Origin of the sequence: Haloarchaeobius lipolyticus (genome assembly GCF_051208015.1) — an archaeon.
GTDB lineage: Archaea > Halobacteriota > Halobacteria > Halobacteriales > Natrialbaceae > Haloarchaeobius.
Genome location: NZ_JBPKGF010000002.1, coordinates 160,285 through 178,211 on the forward strand (window position 1 = coordinate 160,285; position 17,927 = coordinate 178,211).

The window sequence follows — 17,927 nt, forward strand, 5'->3', positions numbered from 1 at the left end:
GATAGCGAACGGCTTCCATACTTTTAAACTGCAGACGCACGAAGTATTCGACCGGGTGATACAAATGGCTGAGAAATCCAACGCCGAACTTCCGCCGCTTCCGTACGACTACGATGCACTCGAGCCCTCGATCTCCGAGCAGGTGCTCACGTGGCATCACGACACGCACCACCAGGGCTACGTCAACGGCCTGAACTCGGCCGAAGAGACACTCGCGGACAACCGCGAGTCCGGCGACTACTCGTCGACCGCCGGTGCACTGGGCAACGTCACCCACAACGGCTGTGGGCACTACCTCCACACGCTGTTCTGGGAGAACATGTCCCCGAACGGCGGCGGCGAGCCCGAAGGCGACCTCCGTGACCGCATCGAGGCCGACTTCGGCTCCTACGAGGGCTGGAAAGGCGAGTTCGAGGCAGCCGCCTCGGCCGCCGGTGGCTGGGCGCTCCTCGTCTACGACCCGGTCGCCAAGCAGCTCCGCAACGTCAAGGTCGACAAGCACGACCAGGGCGCGCTCTGGGGCGCACACCCCATCCTCGCCTGCGACGTCTGGGAGCACTCGTACTACTACGACTACGGTCCGGACCGCGGCTCCTTCGTCGAGGGCTTCTTCGACGTCCTCAACTGGGACAAGGTCGCAGAAGAGTACGAGAAGTGCGTCGGGCACTTCGAGTAAGCGACGAGTCGCAAACCGTCTCCGATTTTTTCGGCCACGCGTCGTCACGCCTACACTCGCATCGCGTAGCTACGGCTCTATAGTGCTCCGGAGACCTGCCGAGTGCACGGCTGACGTCCGTCCCACAAAATATATGATTTCCGATATTTTTATCCTCCTCTCCTCGCGACTCACGAGTGCCGATAGACACAGACACCCTGTCACCTGCCACCACCCTGTCATTCCGTGTCCTGTCTACGGCCTGACGGCCGGTTACTCCGTGCGGCGGTGTCGGCCGGCCCGCTTCCTCCCTCTTCGACCCACAGACCGTGCGGTTTAGGGACCGACCAGTCGTAGCGGCCACCATGCCCGTTCCGAAGTCCGAGTTCGAGAAGCTCCACCCGTGTGACTTCTACACGCCCGACGAACTGCTCGACGACGACCAGATGTACACCGTCTACGAGATAGCTCGCCTGCTGCAGGGACTCGATGCCGACGCGGAGATAGACCGGGAGACAGAGGACATCCTGCTCGACTGGGCCATCCCCTGGGTGATGCGCCACGCAGACGACCTCGTCGTCGCCAGCCCGCGAAGCGATGACGAGCCGGGCTATTACGGCATGAAAGAGTCGGAAGCAGCCGAGTGAGCACCGCTCGACGGGGCCTCCCTACCGCCGGTACGCCGACCGCGCCATCTCGAGTGCGAGTTCGACGTGCCCGTACGGTTCGTTCGTGACCGACGGACCGTGGCCGACGTGCAGTTCACGAAGGTCCTCGTCGACCGTCTCCAGCACGCGCTCGATACTGTCGATGAGCGCTCCGTGGTCCCCCTCTTCGAGGTCGGTACGACCGAAACTCCCGTTCTGGAATATCAGGTCGCCAGCGAACAGCACCTTCGCCTCGTCGGAGTAGAAGCAGAGGTGGTCGTTCTTGTGTCCGGGTGTGTGGAGCGCTACGTACTCGTGGTCGCCGATCGTCACCGTCTCGCCGTCCTCGATGGTGTGGTCGACGCCCGGCTGGCCGGTGTCGAACCCCCACGCATCGACACCGAAGGCCGATTTCACGTCGTCGAGGTTGCCCACGTGGTCGGGGTGCGTGTGCGTCATCAGGACCGCGTCGAGGCCGCCACGCGCCTCCAGCTTCGAGACGACGTCGAAGTTCGCACCCGCGTCGACCAGGACGCGACGGTCCCCGTCCACCAGGAAGACGTTGCTCGTGAACGCCTGTACGTCCGCGGCGAGGTTCGAGACGTCGAGGTTCCGTTCCATGGCCGCGACTACTCGTGCGGGGCGTTTGATGGTTCCGTTCCCTGCAGGGCGGGCCGGTCGGCGGTGCCGGACCCGAACTTCGTCAGGGACCCGCGCCCGCCAGCACGAGCTTCGCCGGCTCGTCGTACGGGTTGTGGAGCTGGCGTCGCTGGTCGGCCGAGATGCGGATGGCCTGATCCGTCTCGATCGTCACCGTCTCGTCGGGGAGTTCGACGTCCACTTTGCCGGCGACGACCACGCACACCTCCTCCTGTCCGTCGCCCGAATGGTCGTGCGCTTTCCCCTTACAGCCCGGTTCCATCTCCAGGATGGTGATTCCCAGCTGTTCCGCCTCGAGTGCGTCGCGCAGGAACCACATCCCGCCCCACTCCTCGTCCATGACCGAGTCGACGTCCGCGGTTCCGGCTATCGTGTAGGACATACGTACAGGTTCGGGCGGCGAGGGGAAGAAAGTCGGGGGCACGATAGGGTGCTACCGTCCTGCCGGAAGAAACACACTTCCGGGAGGCGCCCGCACGTCTCGGTATGCGCGACGAAGAAGAGGTTCGCGAGCAGTACGAGTTCCTGAAAGAGCAGCTCGCGGACGAAGACATGAAACACGAGGGCGTCAAGCAGATGTTCACCTACTACAAGCGGGCCCTCGGCTGGGTGCTCGAAGAGGAGCACATCTGACTGCCGACCCGGACGGCCGACGGAGCGCCGCACTTTTCTCCCGTCCACGAACAGCCCTCTGCATGGATCTACGTATCGCAGGGAACGGTCCCGCGGCCGAGGCCGTCACGGAGGCCCTCTCGGATGCGGACCTGACTCCCGAGTCCGTCTCGCCGGAGGAACTCTCCGGGGCGGACCTCGCCGTGGTGGTCGGCACGGTGGGCGAGGAACCGTTCGAGAAGGCGAATCGAGTGGCAGACGGCCCCTGGCTGGCGGTCGAACTCGGTGGCATCGGTGGGGCGGCGATTCCCGGCGTCGAGGCCGCCGTCTCCGGTTTCGAGCCCGGCAACGGCTGTCACGACTGTCTCCGGCTCCGCGTCGCCGCGAACGCGAGCGAGGTCGGCGACCCGTCGGTCGACGCCTCGACGGCGAGACTGGCCGGCGCGGTCGCGGGCCGGAAGGCCGTCGCGTTCTGCACCGAAGACGAACCCGTCGCCGGAACAGTCCACGAACTCCCCCACCAGGACCGCCAGTTCCTGCCCGTTCCCGGCTGTTGTCTCGAACGCGACCACGAGGTCCGCCGCGAACACGAGACCGTCTCGCTGAACGAAGCCGTCGGACGGGCCGAACGGACGCTCGACCGACGGGTCGGCCTCGTCAGCGACATCGGCGAGGTCGAGTCGTTTCCCGCGCCGTACTACCTCGCGACGAACTCGGAGACGAGCGTCTTCAGCGACGCGAGCGCACCGAGACAGGCGGCGGGCGTCCACGACGACTGGAACGCGGCCTTCATGAAAGCGGTCGGTGAGGCGCTGGAGCGTTACTCGGCCGCGGTCTACCGGGCCAGCGACTTCGAACGGATGCCACCCGGACTGCTCGACGAGTGCGTCACGCCGGCCGACGTGGTCAGACACGAGTCACTCCCCGCGGTCGACCCCGACCAGCCGATTCCGTGGGTACCCGGCGAGAACCTGGTCTCCGGCGAGCGGACGCCCGTCGCGGCCGAGCTGGCGCAGTTCCCGCCGCCGGAGGAGCGGTACACGAACGCCATCACGACCGGACTCGGACTCGGGTCCTCGGGGGCGGACGCGCTCGTCTCCGGGCTGACCGAGGTCGTCGAACGCGACGCGACGATGCTCGCCTGGTACTCGACGTTCGAACCGCTCGAACTCCACGTCGAGGACGAGACGTTCGAGACGCTCGCGAGGCGGGCACGTGCCGAAGGGCTGGAGACGACCGCGCTCCTGGTCACACAGGACGTCGACGTCCCGGTCGTGTCGGTCGCGGTCCACCGAGAAGGAGGCGACTGGCCCAGGTTCGCCGTGGGTTCGGGTGCGGCACTCTCTCCGGTCGATGCGGCCACCTCGGCGCTCGCGGAGGCGCTCCAGAACTGGATGGAGCTCCGGTCGATGGGCCGGTCCGGTGCGACCGACGAACCGGGGGCGATCGCTGCGTTCGCCGACTTCCCGGCTGCCGCCGCCGACTTCCTCGACGCTGCTGGACCGGTTCCGGCGACGAGCGTCGGCCCGACCGAACCGCCGACCGGTGCGGCCGCAGTGGACGAACTCGTCACTCGCGTGGCAGACGTGGGGCTGACACCGTACGCCGTCCGGCTCACGCCGCCCGACGTCGCGACTGCCGGGTTCGAAGCGGTCCGCGTGCTCGTGCCCGGGGCGCAACCGCTGTTTACCGACGACCCGGCGTTCGGAGAGCGTGCTGCGTCCGTTCCGGAGGACCTCGGGTTCGACCCCCGGCTGAACCGGCGCCACCACCCATATCCGTAGGCTAGTTCCATACGCGTCCACTCATCCCCGCCACGACCCAACCGTCTCCTGCAACAGGCGGTGATGGTCGAGAGATGGTCAGGGATGCCGGAAGATACCGTAGATTTATTGGTATTGTCCCCCTGGTATGTGTTGGTGTGTCACAAAAGAACATGAGTGAGCTACGCAGTGACCGGCAGGCAGGTGTATCCGAGTTCGAACTTCCATGTGCGACGTGCGGCGGCTCGCTCGTGAGACGTGAGTTACCCGGTGAGCGGCTCCGGACGCCGGTCACCGTCGACCGACCGGTCGTCGTCGCGGAGTGTCGAGGCTGTGGCGGGCGGTACTTCCCTCGACAGACACTCACCGAGTTGAGCAACTGACGTCGAGTCCACGGGAGGTCCGGTTAGGGACCAAAGTATATGTTACTCATTGCCATACTTTCTGGGTGAGGTTCGCGACCATGATGGACAACCAACACCACCGAGAGTGCGGCGTATCTGAGTTCGAACTCGTCTGTGAGTCCTGCAGCGGCTCACTGGCGCTGACTGCGGTTCCTGCTGCCGACGGTGAAGGGTCTGCTGGCGAGCGGAGGATCGTTGCCGAGTGCGTCACCTGCGGCAACCGGTATTCGGGTGGTTCCACACTGGACGCGCTGTAGAAGAATCCGCTCCAGGTTCAGACGTAGAACGTCGCTCTGAGCATGTCACGCGTGCCTGGACCGAGTCCGACCGCGACGATGGCGACGAGTAGCATGATGGTAAAGCGGGGACTATCGTCGAACACCTCCTCGTCGAAGACCGCGATGACGAACGTCGCCGCGACCAGCTTCACCAGCAGGAACGGGAACGCGTCGAGGGCGTCCGGGAGCCACTTCCCGGCGACGTCTACGATGAATCGGTTCACCGGATGCTTGCCGACGAGGTTGCTCTGCCCCGTGAGCAGCGGCATCCAGTCCAGGCCAACCACGTTCGCCACGCCGTCGACGGCGTGCGCCCAGAGGATGACCATCCCCATCGCCCCCGTTCCCGCGTTGTAGTGTGGTGCGAAGCGTTCGATGAGGTACCAGGTGATGCCCGCCGAAAGGGTCGCTCCCGCCAGAACCACGACAGTCACCTGCGGGTAGAAGTGGACGTACTCCTCGGTCAGTGACGCGTAGCCGAGATAGGCCAGCGTCGAGAGCAGGATGAGACTCCCGATGGCGAACAGCGGGTACTCGAACTCGTAGTCGAGTAGCGTGTCCGAAAGGTAGACAGCGAGCACCAGCGAGGCCAGTGCGACGAAGAAGACGGTGAAGTAGATTATCGGACTGATGAACAGCGTGTTGACCGGGTAGCCGAAGATGGGTGCGCCGCCGGCTCCCTCCGCGGCGTTGTTCACGTCCTCGACGACGCGCAACGCACCGCCGAAGAACATGAACGGGAACAGGCCGTAGAACATGGCCCGGAACCGCTGGACCTGTAGCTTCCGGAGCAATAGCGCCACGCCGACGAGCATCACCAGCAGGATGATGGCGTAGCCGATCTCGGAGACGACCGTGTAGCCCGGCTCTGCGACCGGTCCCAGCTCGGCGGGAACGCTCCCACAGTTCTGTGGCTGGAGCTGCTCACCGTTCGCCCATGCCGCACAGCTCCAGCCCTTCGCGTCGGCGTACACTGGCCCCCAGAAGTAGTGCCAGACGAAGTTCGCGTACACCTCCTTGCGGAACAGTATCGACCCGAGTCCGAAAACGACGACCAGCAGTGACACCGTCGCGGCCCACGCGCGACCGATGCCGATGCGGTCGATGACGTCGCTCATATCCCCACGGCCGGTGCGATTCGGCATTACCCTTCTGGTCTCGTGCGCCGCCGATACCGTCCCGGTCGCTTCATCACCTTATATTGGAAGCTCTTCGGACTCGTGCGGCGTGCCCAGGATGACCATCGTCTGCGACCGCGCGAAGCCGTCCATCTGGGCGATTCGGTCGAACATCAGTTCACGGAGGGCGTCGGCGTCGTCGGCGAAAACACGCGCCATCACGTCCCACTCACCGGTCGTGAGGTGGACCTCCTGGACGCCCTCGATGTCCTGTAGGCGCTGGAGCGTGTCCTTCTCCCGACCTTGTTCGACACGGAGGCCGATTATAGCCGAGATACCGTAACCGACCGCCTTCGGGTCGAGCTTCGCGTGGTAGCCCTGGATGATGCCCGCGTCTTCCAGCCGGCCGACCCGGTCGTGCACGGTCGCACTCGACATCTCGATGCGTCGTGCGATCTCGCTGAACGTCGTCCGCGCGTTCTCCTGTAAGATTCGGAGAATCTGACGGTCCGTCTCGTCGAGGTCCATGCGCGAGCACAGACACCGCTAGAGCATAAGAACCGGTCCTCTCACTTCGTCCGCTCGGCCTCGACTGCCCGGGCCGCCGACAGTACTTCTTCGTGGGCCCGTCCGTTCGAGGCGACCAGCCCGCGGCTGTCGTGCCGCCAGCGCTCGCCCTCTAGGTCGGTCACGGTCCCACCCGCTTGCCTGACGAGGTGGACACCACCCACGGTGTCCCACGGGTTCGGGACGACGTTCGTGAACGTCGCCTCGAGCGAGCCAGACGCGACCATCCCCAGCACCGCCTGTGCACAGCCGAACCGGCGCAGGTCGCCGAACCGCCGCACGATCTCCTCGCAGGCCGCGGCGTACTCGTCTCGACGGTCGAAGTCCCACCAGATGGTCGGACAGACCGCGAACCGGTCCGTGTCCGACTCGTCGCTCACCGACAACCGACTCCCGTTCAGGAACGCGCCGTCTTCGCCAGCGACGTAGTGGTCGTCCAGCGCCGGCATCGCCGTCGCCGCCGCCACCGGTTCGCCGTCGACCACGGCCGCGACCGCGGTCGCCCAGACGGGCAGGTCGCGGACGTAGTTGTTCGTCCCGTCGATGGGGTCGACGACCCACGCTCCCCCCGAATCGGGGACGGTCTTCAGCTCGTCGTCCTCCTCTCCGACGATGGCGTCGTCCGGAAAGTGCTGCTGGACGTGGTCGACGACGGCCCGCTGGGCCTCCCGGTCGGCCTGCGTGACGACGTCCGTCTTGCCGTCTTTGTGTTCGACGTCGATGTCGGTCCGGAACTGCGACGCCGCCACCGCCGACCCCGCCCGTGCCGCCGCCTCGGCGACGCGGACCCGGGCTGCGTATTCGCTCATAATTCTCTCCGCGAGACCTGTAGGAAAATAGTCATCGGTTTCTGGAAGGGTCGAGCCGAGTTCTGGTCCTACCGAGAGGAAATCACCCTCGTTAGGGTTCCGTACCGACACCGGTGCCAAAACGGAGAGATGAGAGACTGATTCACCCTCCGCGGCGTGGTTCTTCTGAGTAGACCTACGCACAGGTGTTGTCGATCACCCTGTTCCACCGGCGACCGCCGAATCCACCAGTGACACCGGTGCGGTTGAGCGTCACATCGGACTGTATCTCCAGTTCGAGCGTGCCGCGCCCGGTTGCGCGCCCTTTGGGGACGTCGACCCAGGTGCCCGAAATCGTGCGCTCGCCCTCCTGGAGTCTTCCCCAGAAGACGTTCGACCAGTCGAGGTCACGTTCACCGAACCAGACCACGGTGGCAGAGTTCGGTCCGAACTCGTTAATGTTCGTGCGCATCTGGCGGATGTAGTACGTCCCACCGTCGTCTCCTCTCCAGGTTCCGGTTATCCGGTCGGGGATCTCCCAGTCGAACTGCGCACGTGTCCACCGTGCGGATGCCCGTGAATCAGCGTCGATGTCAGTCAACCGAACTCCGTCCACCGTCTCTCCGCGCTCGAGACGGGTGCGGCGACGGTCCCAGGTCCGTTTTCTGAGCCTTCTCCAGCGGCTCCCACCGAATCCGCTTCCGACGCTCGGCGAGTCACGTGAAAGACGTCGGCCTCTTGCCCGAAGTGTCATCGAACCCTGTCCCTGGATGAACCCTTTCGGTACGTCGCTCCAGCCGGCGTTGATGGTAGCTCCCCTGTTCGAAACGCTCCCGACGAGGACGTTCGCGAACGGGATCATCGAACATCCACGACCGAATCGGGTGGACGGTTTCGTAGCTTCGCCGGCCCAGTAGATTCGGTCACCGACCTGCGTCACATAGTAGAGAGCTTCATCGTTCGCCTCGTATACCCCGGAGAGGTCGTTCGCCGCGACGACTCGTCCCACAACCGGACTCGCGGCGATACTGGTGGCAATTGTGAAATTTTTAAGATATTTCCTGCGGGATTCACTACTACTGTATCTGGTTCCCACTTTATTGCTATCTGCCATACTGTGTAGTAAGTACGTTACCTGAGAGAAAATACAGAGAGTTACCGTACACGAGCGAGTTCCTATAGGATTCCCTGGCTGGTACTCACATTCGTGTACAGCGCCTATTCAGGACCACACCTCGACTCTGTCGCTGTTTGAAGTCGTGGCTGGTCGAATATACCCTGAGAGATGTTTTGGAGGGCAAGACGCTCCGTCTTGCCACGCATTCCGCGCCGACTCGAGGGTCGGGGCGTCATGCGAGGGGCAGGATTTGAACCACGGTCGCAGCGAGCTGCTCCCTGATTCAAACCTCCCTTTTCGCATCTCGGCGCTCACTGCCGTTCGCGCCAGACATGCGAGGGGCAGGATTTGAACCCGCGGACCACCGGGAGACGGACTCACTCGCTTCGCTCGCTCGACCGCCTCCCGAGCTGCCGCTCACGTTCGTTCGCGGCACCTCTACAGGAGCGGATCTTGAGTCCGCCGCCGTTTCCAGGCGAGGCTATTCGAGTGTGGGTGTAGTAAATTGCGAGGGCAAGACGCTCCGTCTTGCCACGCATTCCGCGCCGACACGAGGGTCGGGGCGTCATGCGAGGGGCAGGATTTGAACCCGCGGACCTCTACAGGAGCGGATCTTGAGTCCGCCGCCGTTTCCAGGCTTGGCTACCCTCGCACGCGATTCCGTGTACGGCTTCCACCCGGTTTAACCGTGGTGATTCGTCTCGTGTGTGGGGATTCGCTACTGTATCCCGTCGGCCACTCGTTCAGCTACGCGGTCCGCCAGTGCTCCTGTTTCGACAGGGGGAACCGCGCGACGATGCGGTCGCCGGACTCGTTGGTATCCAGCAGGGCGAGTTCGGTCACGTCGAACGACAGCGGCGGCAGTCGCTCGGTAAGGAACTCGACGACAGGCCCCAGGGACCGTCGGTCCAGGTCTCCGTGTGCGAGCGTCACGTGCGGCTGCCACGCACCCGGTTCGTAGTATGGATTGGGCTCGACGGCGAGGTCCGCGGCTGCGTCGACGATTTCACCGTGGAGCGAGTCGAGTTTTGCGTCTCGAATCACCGTCGCGTAGACCACGAGGTCCGGGGCAGGGAAGACCCCGATTCCGGCCGTGTGGGCGGTGAACGGCTCGAAACTGGAAGCGACCGTCGCGAGTGCATCGTCGATGTCGGAGTCGGTGCCGTAGGTAGCCGCTCCGTGGAGTGAGATGTGTGGAGCGATGGTCGACGTGTGATCCAGGCCGAACCGCTCGCGCAGGTCGTCCCAGATTGCCTCGATTTCCGCGGCCTGTTCCCTCGGAAGTGGGGCGAGTATCGCGAGCGTCATACCTCCCCGAAGGTTCTCCACCGACATATTTGTCTAGCGAGGTGTGATGGTGTACCGCACGGGCGGTTACTCGCGTCTCGACGACGATGGATTGAGGCGTGTCGCGCCCGAAGGACCACCCAGATGGACGACCACACCACCGACCCGACGGTCGGCCCGCCGGCGTCGGGGACGCCGACCGGCTGGCACCCGCACGAGGAGCGCTGGGAGCACGACACGCTCAGACGGGCACTCGTCCACGGCGTCCGCCTCTACAACGCCGGCGACTTCCACGAGAGCCACGACTGCTTCGAGGACGAGTGGTACAACTACGGCCGCGGGTCGGCCGAAAGCATGTTCCTCCACGGGATGGTGCAGGTCGCCGCCGGCGCGTACAAGCACTTCGACTTCGAGAACGACGACGGGATGCGCTCGCTGTTCCGGACCGCGCTCCAGTACTTCCACGGCCTGCCGGGAGACTTCTACGGCGTCGACCTGCGGGAGATTCGGACGAAACTGACCAATGCACTGAACGACCCGACCGAACTCCACGGTTGGCAGATCCGCCTCGACGGGGCGATTCCGGAGGCGACCGAGGCGGATTACGCCTACGCGGAAGAGACCGAACACGGGCCCTGATTCTGCACCAGATGCGGAAGCCCCAGAGGGTCGCTACTCTCCGCCAGCTCCGTCGCCGTAACCGATTGGTGTCCGCCCGTCCCCGGTGACGAACAGCCGGTCGAGTCGAGTGTCGTCCTCGCGGAAGCCGACGGTGAGCGTGTGCGTTCCACCCGAGAGCGAGAACGTTCGGTGGTCGTGCCAGTCGTCGGTGTCCGGTTCTGGCGCTCGTTCCCACGCCCAGCCGCGGCGCTCACCGATGCCGCCCCAGGGTATCCACTGGCCGCCGTCGACCCGGAGCCAGATGGAGTCGTCTTCCCCTGTGGGGCCGTGGGCACGGGCCCAGACGTCATACTCGCCCGCTGGTGCCTCGAACTCGTAGACGAGGTGGCCTTCGGAGGGCGGTTCGTGGTGCCCGTCGACACCGCGGGCGACGACGTACTTCCCGCCGGAGGCGCTGGGGGCCGAATCGACGGTGAACGGTTCGCGGATATCGGTCGCCTCCGCCTCGAACCATGCCTCTGTCCCGGCGGCCGCGCCGTCCGCCCCGAGGAAGCCGCCCGCGACGCGCTCGTCCCGGGTCGCGTCAGCCGGGACGGGCCGACCCTTGACCGCGACGCCGTACCGGTCGTAGAGCCGGCGGTTGGTCAGGCCGACGAGGTTCGCCGGGTCGGTGTCCGGAACGAGCTCTCGCAGGTCGGACCGGCCGAGCCTGTCGAGCGTCGCCTCGTCAGGTATCGGGACGTGACTGGGGCGCTGGGCGTCATAGTAGACGGGTCGCCCGTCGAGCTCGACGCCACCCTCCGGGTCGAACACCTCGTCGCCGGAGCGGTCGTCTGGCTCGTCGAGCTGGAGTGAGAGGTGGCCCTTCTTCCCGCGTTCGAAGGTACAGCCGTCGAGCTTGATTCGCCGGGAGGGGTGGGGATGGCCGTCCTCGACCGAGACGTTTCGTTCGTTGGCGAACCGGCAGTTTCGGTAGATGGTGACGCCGCGCGGGAGCGGCCGGGCACCCGTCGTGAAGCCCTCGACGTCACAGTCCTCGAAGACGACGTGGAAGGGGTACGGCGTGTTCCGGTTGATCCCAACGCTCTCGAGTCGCTCGGGGTGCTCTGCGGCCTGGTCGTCGTCGACCGCCTCGCGAGTGACCTCCTCCCCGCGACCCCAGACGAGACGCGCGTTCTTCACCCGCAGGTTGTGGCTGTAGCGGATGCTGATGCCGTTGTTGCCGCCCTCGGCGTTGCCGTGGTCCGGGTCGGCGACGTGACCCCACGACCGGACGAGTGGCCCGACGTTGAACGCGGTGAACTCCTCGACGACGCCGTAGTCGGCGAACCGCTCGTGGTCCCAGCCGAACTGGTGGCGCGAAACGTCGAGACCGCCGCCGGAGGCGAACGTCGTGTTGTTCCGGAACGACCGGAGAGGGAGGTACGCCGATGAGATCTTCCCTTCGTGGACGTGGTCGGACTCGACGAGGAACGGCAGTCTGGACTCGTCGACGAACTCGAGCGGAAAGTTGGCGACGGTCCCGCGGATGTGGTCGATTTCCTCACCCGGCCGCAGCTCCCGGTCGATGAGCGGCCGGTTCCAGAAGACGAAGCCGTGGTGGCGGTGACCGGCCGCGACGTTGTCCTCGACGGTGAGCGCGGGCCCCTGGAACCAGAAGCCGTGGCCGCCGTGGCCGAAGTCGTCGACGTCGCCCTCGCGGTGTCGGTCGCGGCTCGAGTCGAAGTCTCGCGAGTCGGGCAGGTCGCCGCTCCCCTCCGAGCGCAGCGCGAAGTTGCCGACGAACGAGCCGCGTTCGTTGCCGGCCTCGGCGACGAAGCCCGCCCCGAACACGTCGTAGCTGACCGAGTTCGTGACGTGCGCGAAGCTGTGGTGGTTGACGACGCCCCAGCCGGGGCTGCCGTCGACTGCGACGCCCTCGACCCGGTGGGGTTGGTCGGCGTCGATGCCCGTCTTGTGAAAGTGCAGCGCGTACCGTGCCCGCGGGTTCGGGGGGACCTCCTTCGGCGGCTCGCCGTGCAACGGGTTCGTGAACGCGTAGGACTTGTCGGTCCGGCCGAGCCCGGAGAGGGCGGCGTACCCAACCGAGACCGACTGGGACATGAACATCGTGTGGCCCCGGCGCGGAATCTCCTCGCTCTCCGACTCGAGCCGGACGTTCCGGTCCATGTTGACGACGTACGACGGCAGGTCTGTCTTCGGCGGGACGTGGTCGTGTTTCAGCGTCCGGTCGAGTTCGACCGTCGTCCCGTCGACCCGCGTGACGTACACCTCGTCGTCCTCGTCCACCAGGGGCGTCATCCCCGGGACGACCAGCCGGTCGCCCTCGTCCCAGTTCGTCGGCGGCTCCGGCAGGGAGAGCGTCCTGTCTCCTCGCTTCGGGTGGCTCGCGAGCTCGGTCCACGTCGTCTTCGACGCGCCCTCGACGCGAACCTCGCCCATGCCGATGAGTCCCGTGCTCACCCGCTCCGGGTCCCAGTCCTCGTCGATTGGGCCGAGGTCGGCGAACGTGATGCGAGCCTCGTGGTCTGCGCGGATTGGGCTTCCTTCCCGCCCGACCTGTAGCACGCTCTCGGTCATCGTCACCAGCGTCTCGACCCGGAGGTGGCTGTCGCGCTTCGGGTGGAACGCGAGCGCACCGTCGATCCGGAGAGTCTTCAGCCGGGCGGTCGTCCCGCCCTCGAGCGTGACCGTCACGTCAGCCGGAATCTGCACCCGTGCGAAGTCGTCCGGGACCTCTCCGTCCCAGGTGCTCGCCTCGTGCCACGGGCCGTCCCGTTTCGCCCGGTGGGTCACCTCGGACTCGGGCACGAGGTTCATGACGGCGCTGTGGTCGTGGTGTCCGGGCGGACTCGCCCCAGGTCCCGGCGGCGGGACCGTCACCCCGCCGGATACGACGTCGGTCAGTCCCGCGACGCCGAACTTCCCGAAGCCCGCGCCGACCGCCCCGGCGCCGAGCAGTGAGAGAACGGCCCGTCTGCTGGGCCCCTCCTCGCGCACCCGGTCGGTCGCCGTCGAGACCCGAGGTTCCAGCTCCGACAGTGCCGATTCGATTCGCCCCATCCCGTCCCCACGTTCTCCCGCCGTCGGGTCGATTCCACCTGTCTCGTGTTCTTTCGACATCGTCTCTTGCTCCGTGGGTCGTCGGACCGGACTCCACCCCACCATCCGTGGCGGTGAAACCTCGGTCGACTACTGCATCGTTCGACATCTCAATCTCCCGTTATAAAAATGATATTCAGGCAGTCTTTCACGAATCCGATAGAGAACCGGCGGCGGTCACCGGCCCCTTCCCATCCCGTACGTCTCCCTGACGTAGTCGACGAGGCCGTCGACGACCACCGGGTCGTACGTCCAGAACCCTTCGAACTTCCCCGAGTCGGTCTGCCGCGCGAGCAGGGCACACGCGTTCTCGTCGTCACCACCGCCATCGTACGCCACGAACCAGTACTGGCCGATCTCCTCAGAGTCCACGGGGTACACCCAGACGCCGGTCAGGTCCGGCGGGTTCCAGCCGGGCTTTCCGTAGACGTGGACCTCCAGCTCGGGGCGGCTCCCGAGCTGCGAGTAGACGCGGACCTGGGCTTCCATCGCATCCAGCGACTGGAACCCAGTGTGAAGTTCACCGACGCCGATTCGCCAGGCTCTGTCCTCTATCTCGCGTGCGGCGGCGAGGAGCTGGCGCTTGTCGAGCGACGTGAATACGGTGTCGTCGAGCAGGCCGAGCAACCCTTCGAACGATTCCTCCTCGTGTTCGAGGGGGAGCTTCGCCGACGGTGACGGGGCGACGAGGTGTCCGACCGCGGCGAGCCCCACGCGACCGAGGTCGCCCGACTCGTCACTGACGACCACGTAGCCGACGGTCCCGTCGTCCGGGAGTGGTTGGTGAACTACCGACACGTTCCACGTGTCGAACGCCTCGGCTAATCCAGGGATGGGTTCGGGTGCGTGAACAGCGACGGTCTTCTTGCGGGAACGAAGCTGTCGTAAGATGTCGTGGAGGGTCATCGCCGCTCCTGTTGTACGATAGGTCACTGAACCGGATAGCAGTTGGTCTGGGAATTCGAGACTCCGAACACAGTCCGAATGGTTTTCGTGTTCGCTTCGATTACGGTCGTCTCGATGAAGGTCACAGTGTTGGGAGATGGTGAGCCCGCCGTCGCGGTCGTTGCCGCGGTCCACGGAGACGAGCCCTGTGGCGTCGACGCGGTCGAACGGGTGCTGGACGAGGCGCCCGAGGTGCAACGACCGGTGAAGTTCGTCGTCGCCAACGAGGAGGCACTCGCCCGGGGGGAGCGCTACCTCGAATCGGACCTGAACCGCTCGTTCCCCGGCGACCCGGACGGTGATACGCACGAGGAACGGCTGGCCGCAGAGCTGACCGAGGAGCTCGCCGGCTGTCGGACCCTCGCATTGCATTCGACCCAGTCGCACGCCGACCCGTTCGCGGTCGTCGACGGGGTCGACGAGGTCGTCGAGACCGTCTGTCCACGACTTCCCATCGAAGCGGTCGTCGAGACCGGCGCGTACGTCGAGGGACGGATGTTCAACGCCGTCTCCGAGGTGGTCGAGGTCGAGTGCGGCCTCCAGGGTAGCGACGAGGCGGCAGAGAACGGCTACCAGCTCGTCCGGGCGTTCCTCACCGCGACGGGCGTGCTTCCTGGCGAGCAGACCCCGTCGTCGGTCCCCGTGTTCAGGCTCGTCGAGCGCGTTCCGAAGGGGACCGCCGAGGAGTACGAGGTGTTCGTCCCGAACTTCCAGCGCGTCGACGCGGGCGAGCCCTTCGCCGCGGCCGACGGCCGAGAAGAGGTCGCGGAGGTCTCGTTCTACCCCGTGCTGATGTCGCCGTACGGCTACGAGGACGTCTTCGGCTACTCCGCCGAGAGGATAGGCGTCGTGGACTGAGCGGCGGGTTGCTGAGACCCCTCTCTACTCGTCGACCCGTCTCGGTACAGGTCGTCCTCTCTACTCGTCGACCCGTCTCGGTACAGGTCGTCCTCTCTACCCGTCGAACCGTCTGTCGATAGCCGCGAGCAGCTGCGCGACCGGGACGCCCGTCAGCGACGCGACCTCGTCCGCTGGTCTGTCGAACGTGCTGTACGCCAGGAGCGCCCCCTGCAGCCTGACTATCTCGCGGACCTCGTCGTCGCTCTTCGACTGCGGTTCCGTCGCCGGCGGCGAGCCCTGGGCCGCCTCGAGGTGGTAGCTCGCGAGCAGTGCGTCGCGGTAGACCGCGTCGTCGACGGTCGCATCCGACTCCGTGAGTGTGACGAGCCGCGCGACGACCGCGAGGACGATAGAGAGCGAGTGAGCGAGGTCGCCTTCACCCGTCTCGCGGGTCGACTGGACCGCCAGCGCGGCGCGCTCCAGTCGCTCGAGCAGGACCACCAGCGCGAGGTAGGGCCCGGGGTCGTCCGGGTCTGCCAGCAACTGAGCCAGCAGTCGTCCCTGCCACGTCCCGGCGTTCCTCACGACCGTCTTCACGCCGACCTGGACGGGTGCGTCGACCGGAAGGTCGGTCCCCAGCGCGTCCAGTGACGCCGGGTCGGTCAGTCCGCCGAGGCCGAAGCGTCCCGCGTAGCGCGAGGCCGACTCCCGGAAGCGCTCCGATGGCGGCATCGCGAGCACGTCGTTCGCGAGCGTCGACGGGTCGGGGAGGCCGACGGCGGCCGTCCCCTTCCGGGCGAGGTCCAGGAGCGGGTCGAGGCCCGCCGAGAGCACGGCCTCGGGTGGCGTCGGTCCGCCGGAGGATGACGTCTGCTCGCCTGAAGCGGGGGGTTCCTCGCTCGAAGGCGGTGTCTCCTCCGCGGGCTCACCGGTCATTCGTCGGAACGAGCGAACTCGACGAGGGTCAGTTCGCGGTCGAGGTGACAGTAGTCGTGGGGTGGGTCACCGACCACGTCGTCGATCCGGTACTCGGTGTCGAACTCTGCCCCGTCGGGGACGCAGAACTCGTGGCTCGGACACTCCGTATGGGGACACGGTCCGGCGAGTTTCACCTTGCTCCCGCCGTAGGCGTGTTGGGAGGGGATGTTCGCCCGCACGGGTGCCGTCTCCACTTCGACGGCCCGGACGCCCTCGTCGTGGACGGCACACTCGAGCGTCTGCGCGTTCTCGCGCAGGTCGGTCACCTGGTACTTGACGCCCTCCGTGAGGTTGAGACATTGTGCCCGGTAGGGGCAGCCCTCGCACAGGCTCGACTCGCCGTGATAGACGAACTGCTGGCCCGGCTCGGCGAGTCGAGCACCGATGAGCGTGACCTTGGTCATGTCGCCTGGTACAGCACCCCCGCGGTTAAGCCCTTCCCGTCGGTTCCGGTCGACTGTTCCGGGAATCCGCTTCGAGAGCCCAGTCAGCCGACTCCGGCTTGGCACCCGGTTTTTCCGGGAGCGCCCAGTACGACACATGTAGAATGGTTCAGGGTGGACCCGTCGTTCAGGTCGGTGTGATACTCCTCTCGGTGCTCGGCCTCTGGGTCGGTGCACGACTGCTCGTCGATGCTGCCGTCCGGGCGGCCCAGCGATTCGGCCTCTCGGAACTCACCATCGGGCTGACCATCGTCGCGGTCGGAACGTCGATACCGGAGCTCGTCGTCTCGGTCGACGCCGCCCTCGTGGGGACCGGTGACATCGCGGTCGCGAACGTCCTCGGCTCGAACATCTACAACCTGGCGTTCGTGCTGGGTGTCATCTCCATGTCCCGAGCGATTCCGATCGCGGACTCCGTCCTCCAGCGTGACGGCGTCGCCCTGTTGGCGAGTACGCTCGTAGCGGGCGTCGTTCTGCTCGACCGTCACATCTCGCGGCTCGAAGGGCTCCTGCTGGTCGGCTTCTTCGTCGGCTACACGGCCTACATCCTCGGCCGCGAGCAGACTGAGTCGGCCTCGGAGCGAGAACTCGGTGATGGAGGCGTCACCCGGTCGGCGACCGAACGGTTCTCCTTCCCGGGTCGAGACGGCGTGTTCCTCGTGGCCGGTCTCGCACTGGTGCTCGTGAGTGGTGACGCGATGGTGCTTGCTGCCTCGGAGCTGGCTCGCGGTGCCGGTATCTCCGAGTGGGTCATCGGCGGGACCATCGTCGCGGCGGGGACCTCGACGCCGGAACTCGCCGTCTCACTGGTTGCGGTCAAGCAGCGGAGTCTCGGGGTCTCGGTCGGGAACGTCGTCGGCAGCAACATCCTCAACATCACGGGTATCATGGGCCTCGCTGCGGTCGTTCGACCACTCACCGTGAGCGGGTCGGCACTGACGACGCTGGCCTGGCTGGTCGGCATCGTGCTCCTGGTGGTCGCCGCACTCTGGACCGACAGGGTGCTGTCTCGCCTGGAAGGTGCCTTCTTCGCCACCGCCGAGGTCGCCCGGTGGGCGCTGGGACTCGTCGGGCTGGTCTGATAGCGTCGCTGAGGCAGAAC

The 17,927-nt window shown here is 66.0% G+C and carries 19 protein-coding genes and 1 tRNA gene; 8 read left to right on the forward strand and 12 right to left on the reverse strand.

Annotation, left to right across the window (positions count from 1 at the left end):
• Window positions 1-64: 64 nt before the first annotated feature.
• Together sod and ACSC1Y_RS03820 are read left to right on the forward strand one after the other, a co-directional pair.
• Window positions 65-676: a superoxide dismutase [Mn] gene (gene sod, locus ACSC1Y_RS03815; protein WP_435333360.1), complete on the forward strand. Its 612-nt coding sequence runs from the start codon at window positions 65-67 to the stop codon at window positions 674-676.
• A 344-nt stretch (window positions 677-1,020) separates the two neighbouring features.
• Window positions 1,021-1,302, forward strand: coding sequence for a DUF5827 family protein (locus ACSC1Y_RS03820; RefSeq protein WP_435333361.1), 282 nt, complete (start codon window positions 1,021-1,023; stop codon window positions 1,300-1,302).
• A 21-nt stretch (window positions 1,303-1,323) separates the two neighbouring features.
• Here ACSC1Y_RS03820 and ACSC1Y_RS03825 read toward each other — a convergent pair whose 3' ends face one another.
• The gene (locus ACSC1Y_RS03825) at window positions 1,324-1,923 is read right to left on the reverse strand and encodes an MBL fold metallo-hydrolase (RefSeq protein WP_435333362.1); all 600 of its coding nucleotides are present in this window, start codon (window positions 1,921-1,923) and stop codon (window positions 1,324-1,326) included.
• Between the two features lie 82 nt (window positions 1,924-2,005).
• Window positions 2,006-2,344, reverse strand: a complete 339-nt coding sequence (locus ACSC1Y_RS03830) for a cupin domain-containing protein (protein ID WP_435333363.1) — start codon at window positions 2,342-2,344, stop codon at window positions 2,006-2,008.
• A gap of 104 nt (window positions 2,345-2,448) precedes the next feature.
• Here ACSC1Y_RS03830 and ACSC1Y_RS03835 point away from each other — a divergent pair, with 104 nt between their 5' ends.
• The 3 genes from ACSC1Y_RS03835 (at window position 2,449) to ACSC1Y_RS03845 (ending at window position 4,720) form a co-directional block, all read left to right on the forward strand.
• Window positions 2,449-2,595, forward strand: coding sequence for a DUF8555 family protein (locus tag ACSC1Y_RS03835; protein ID WP_435333364.1), 147 nt, complete (start codon window positions 2,449-2,451; stop codon window positions 2,593-2,595).
• Between the two features lie 62 nt (window positions 2,596-2,657).
• On the forward strand, window positions 2,658-4,358 hold the full coding sequence (locus ACSC1Y_RS03840) for a YcaO-like family protein (RefSeq protein WP_435333365.1): 1,701 nt from the start codon (window positions 2,658-2,660) through the stop codon (window positions 4,356-4,358).
• 152 nt (window positions 4,359-4,510) lie between these two features.
• Window positions 4,511-4,720: a DUF7479 domain-containing protein gene (locus tag ACSC1Y_RS03845; protein ID WP_435333367.1), complete on the forward strand. Its 210-nt coding sequence runs from the start codon at window positions 4,511-4,513 to the stop codon at window positions 4,718-4,720.
• Between the two features lie 295 nt (window positions 4,721-5,015).
• On the opposite strand, the gene ACSC1Y_RS03850 is transcribed toward ACSC1Y_RS03845, so the two are convergent.
• The 6 genes from ACSC1Y_RS03850 to ACSC1Y_RS03875 all read right to left on the reverse strand — a co-directional run bounded on the left by ACSC1Y_RS03850 (window position 5,016) and on the right by ACSC1Y_RS03875 (window position 9,917).
• Complete coding sequence (locus ACSC1Y_RS03850) at window positions 5,016-6,137, reverse strand: DUF63 family protein (protein ID WP_435333368.1); 1,122 nt, start codon at window positions 6,135-6,137, stop codon at window positions 5,016-5,018.
• A gap of 78 nt (window positions 6,138-6,215) precedes the next feature.
• Window positions 6,216-6,665 (reverse strand): Lrp/AsnC family transcriptional regulator, encoded by a 450-nt coding sequence (locus tag ACSC1Y_RS03855; RefSeq protein WP_435333369.1) that lies wholly within the window; start codon window positions 6,663-6,665, stop codon window positions 6,216-6,218.
• Window positions 6,666-6,706: 41 nt separating this feature from the next.
• A complete protein-coding gene (locus ACSC1Y_RS03860) occupies window positions 6,707-7,513 on the reverse strand; it encodes an inositol monophosphatase family protein (protein ID WP_435333370.1) in 807 nt (268 codons plus the stop codon).
• 175 nt (window positions 7,514-7,688) lie between these two features.
• Window positions 7,689-8,606, reverse strand: a complete 918-nt coding sequence (locus tag ACSC1Y_RS03865; RefSeq protein WP_435333371.1) for a hypothetical protein — start codon at window positions 8,604-8,606, stop codon at window positions 7,689-7,691.
• 571 nt (window positions 8,607-9,177) lie between these two features.
• Window positions 9,178-9,261: transfer RNA gene (locus tag ACSC1Y_RS03870), tRNA-Leu, on the reverse strand.
• Window positions 9,262-9,356: 95 nt separating this feature from the next.
• The gene (locus tag ACSC1Y_RS03875; protein ID WP_435333372.1) at window positions 9,357-9,917 is read right to left on the reverse strand and encodes a 2'-5' RNA ligase family protein; all 561 of its coding nucleotides are present in this window, start codon (window positions 9,915-9,917) and stop codon (window positions 9,357-9,359) included.
• Between the two features lie 123 nt (window positions 9,918-10,040).
• On the opposite strand from ACSC1Y_RS03875, the gene ACSC1Y_RS03880 reads away from it, so the two are divergent.
• Window positions 10,041-10,535 (forward strand): DUF309 domain-containing protein, encoded by a 495-nt coding sequence (locus tag ACSC1Y_RS03880; RefSeq protein ID WP_435333373.1) that lies wholly within the window; start codon window positions 10,041-10,043, stop codon window positions 10,533-10,535.
• A gap of 33 nt (window positions 10,536-10,568) precedes the next feature.
• Here ACSC1Y_RS03880 and ACSC1Y_RS03885 read toward each other — a convergent pair whose 3' ends face one another.
• Together ACSC1Y_RS03885 and ACSC1Y_RS03890 are read right to left on the reverse strand one after the other, a co-directional pair.
• Window positions 10,569-13,640 (reverse strand): G8 domain-containing protein, encoded by a 3,072-nt coding sequence (locus ACSC1Y_RS03885; protein ID WP_435333374.1) that lies wholly within the window; start codon window positions 13,638-13,640, stop codon window positions 10,569-10,571.
• Window positions 13,641-13,796: 156 nt separating this feature from the next.
• Window positions 13,797-14,525, reverse strand: a complete 729-nt coding sequence (locus tag ACSC1Y_RS03890; protein ID WP_435333375.1) for a DICT sensory domain-containing protein — start codon at window positions 14,523-14,525, stop codon at window positions 13,797-13,799.
• Window positions 14,526-14,639: 114 nt separating this feature from the next.
• On the opposite strand from ACSC1Y_RS03890, the gene ACSC1Y_RS03895 reads away from it, so the two are divergent.
• Window positions 14,640-15,422, forward strand: a complete 783-nt coding sequence (locus ACSC1Y_RS03895) for a M14 family metallopeptidase (RefSeq protein WP_435333376.1) — start codon at window positions 14,640-14,642, stop codon at window positions 15,420-15,422.
• Window positions 15,423-15,518: 96 nt separating this feature from the next.
• On the opposite strand, the gene ACSC1Y_RS03900 is transcribed toward ACSC1Y_RS03895, so the two are convergent.
• Window positions 15,519-16,340 carry a hypothetical protein gene (locus ACSC1Y_RS03900; protein ID WP_435333377.1) on the reverse strand — a complete coding sequence of 274 codons (822 nt, stop codon included), beginning with the start codon at window positions 16,338-16,340 and terminating at the stop codon, window positions 15,519-15,521.
• The gene (locus ACSC1Y_RS03905) at window positions 16,337-16,786 is read right to left on the reverse strand and encodes a UPF0179 family protein (RefSeq protein ID WP_435333378.1); all 450 of its coding nucleotides are present in this window, start codon (window positions 16,784-16,786) and stop codon (window positions 16,337-16,339) included. The genes ACSC1Y_RS03900 and ACSC1Y_RS03905 overlap by 4 nt, the downstream gene beginning before the upstream one ends.
• A gap of 143 nt (window positions 16,787-16,929) precedes the next feature.
• Here ACSC1Y_RS03905 and ACSC1Y_RS03910 point away from each other — a divergent pair, with 143 nt between their 5' ends.
• On the forward strand, window positions 16,930-17,907 hold the full coding sequence (locus ACSC1Y_RS03910; protein WP_435333379.1) for a calcium/sodium antiporter: 978 nt from the start codon (window positions 16,930-16,932) through the stop codon (window positions 17,905-17,907).
• Window positions 17,908-17,927 lie beyond the last annotated feature (20 nt).

Coding starts and splice junctions, on each gene's coding strand:
- sod (WP_435333360.1), top strand. CDS start 65: ATGGCTGAGAAATCCAACGCCGAACTTCCGCCGCTTCCGTACGACTAC.
- ACSC1Y_RS03820 (WP_435333361.1), top strand. CDS start 1,021: ATGCCCGTTCCGAAGTCCGAGTTCGAGAAGCTCCACCCGTGTGACTTC.
- ACSC1Y_RS03825 (WP_435333362.1), bottom strand. CDS start 1,923: ATGGAACGGAACCTCGACGTCTCGAACCTCGCCGCGGACGTACAGGCG.
- ACSC1Y_RS03830 (WP_435333363.1), bottom strand. CDS start 2,344: ATGTCCTACACGATAGCCGGAACCGCGGACGTCGACTCGGTCATGGAC.
- ACSC1Y_RS03835 (WP_435333364.1), top strand. CDS start 2,449: ATGCGCGACGAAGAAGAGGTTCGCGAGCAGTACGAGTTCCTGAAAGAG.
- ACSC1Y_RS03840 (WP_435333365.1), top strand. CDS start 2,658: ATGGATCTACGTATCGCAGGGAACGGTCCCGCGGCCGAGGCCGTCACG.
- ACSC1Y_RS03845 (WP_435333367.1), top strand. CDS start 4,511: ATGAGTGAGCTACGCAGTGACCGGCAGGCAGGTGTATCCGAGTTCGAA.
- ACSC1Y_RS03850 (WP_435333368.1), bottom strand. CDS start 6,137: ATGAGCGACGTCATCGACCGCATCGGCATCGGTCGCGCGTGGGCCGCG.
- ACSC1Y_RS03855 (WP_435333369.1), bottom strand. CDS start 6,665: ATGGACCTCGACGAGACGGACCGTCAGATTCTCCGAATCTTACAGGAG.
- ACSC1Y_RS03860 (WP_435333370.1), bottom strand. CDS start 7,513: ATGAGCGAATACGCAGCCCGGGTCCGCGTCGCCGAGGCGGCGGCACGG.
- ACSC1Y_RS03865 (WP_435333371.1), bottom strand. CDS start 8,606: ATGGCAGATAGCAATAAAGTGGGAACCAGATACAGTAGTAGTGAATCC.
- ACSC1Y_RS03875 (WP_435333372.1), bottom strand. CDS start 9,917: ATGACGCTCGCGATACTCGCCCCACTTCCGAGGGAACAGGCCGCGGAA.
- ACSC1Y_RS03880 (WP_435333373.1), top strand. CDS start 10,041: ATGGACGACCACACCACCGACCCGACGGTCGGCCCGCCGGCGTCGGGG.
- ACSC1Y_RS03885 (WP_435333374.1), bottom strand. CDS start 13,640: ATGTCGAAAGAACACGAGACAGGTGGAATCGACCCGACGGCGGGAGAA.
- ACSC1Y_RS03890 (WP_435333375.1), bottom strand. CDS start 14,525: ATGACCCTCCACGACATCTTACGACAGCTTCGTTCCCGCAAGAAGACC.
- ACSC1Y_RS03895 (WP_435333376.1), top strand. CDS start 14,640: ATGAAGGTCACAGTGTTGGGAGATGGTGAGCCCGCCGTCGCGGTCGTT.
- ACSC1Y_RS03900 (WP_435333377.1), bottom strand. CDS start 16,340: ATGACCGGTGAGCCCGCGGAGGAGACACCGCCTTCGAGCGAGGAACCC.
- ACSC1Y_RS03905 (WP_435333378.1), bottom strand. CDS start 16,786: ATGACCAAGGTCACGCTCATCGGTGCTCGACTCGCCGAGCCGGGCCAG.
- ACSC1Y_RS03910 (WP_435333379.1), top strand. CDS start 16,930: ATGGTTCAGGGTGGACCCGTCGTTCAGGTCGGTGTGATACTCCTCTCG.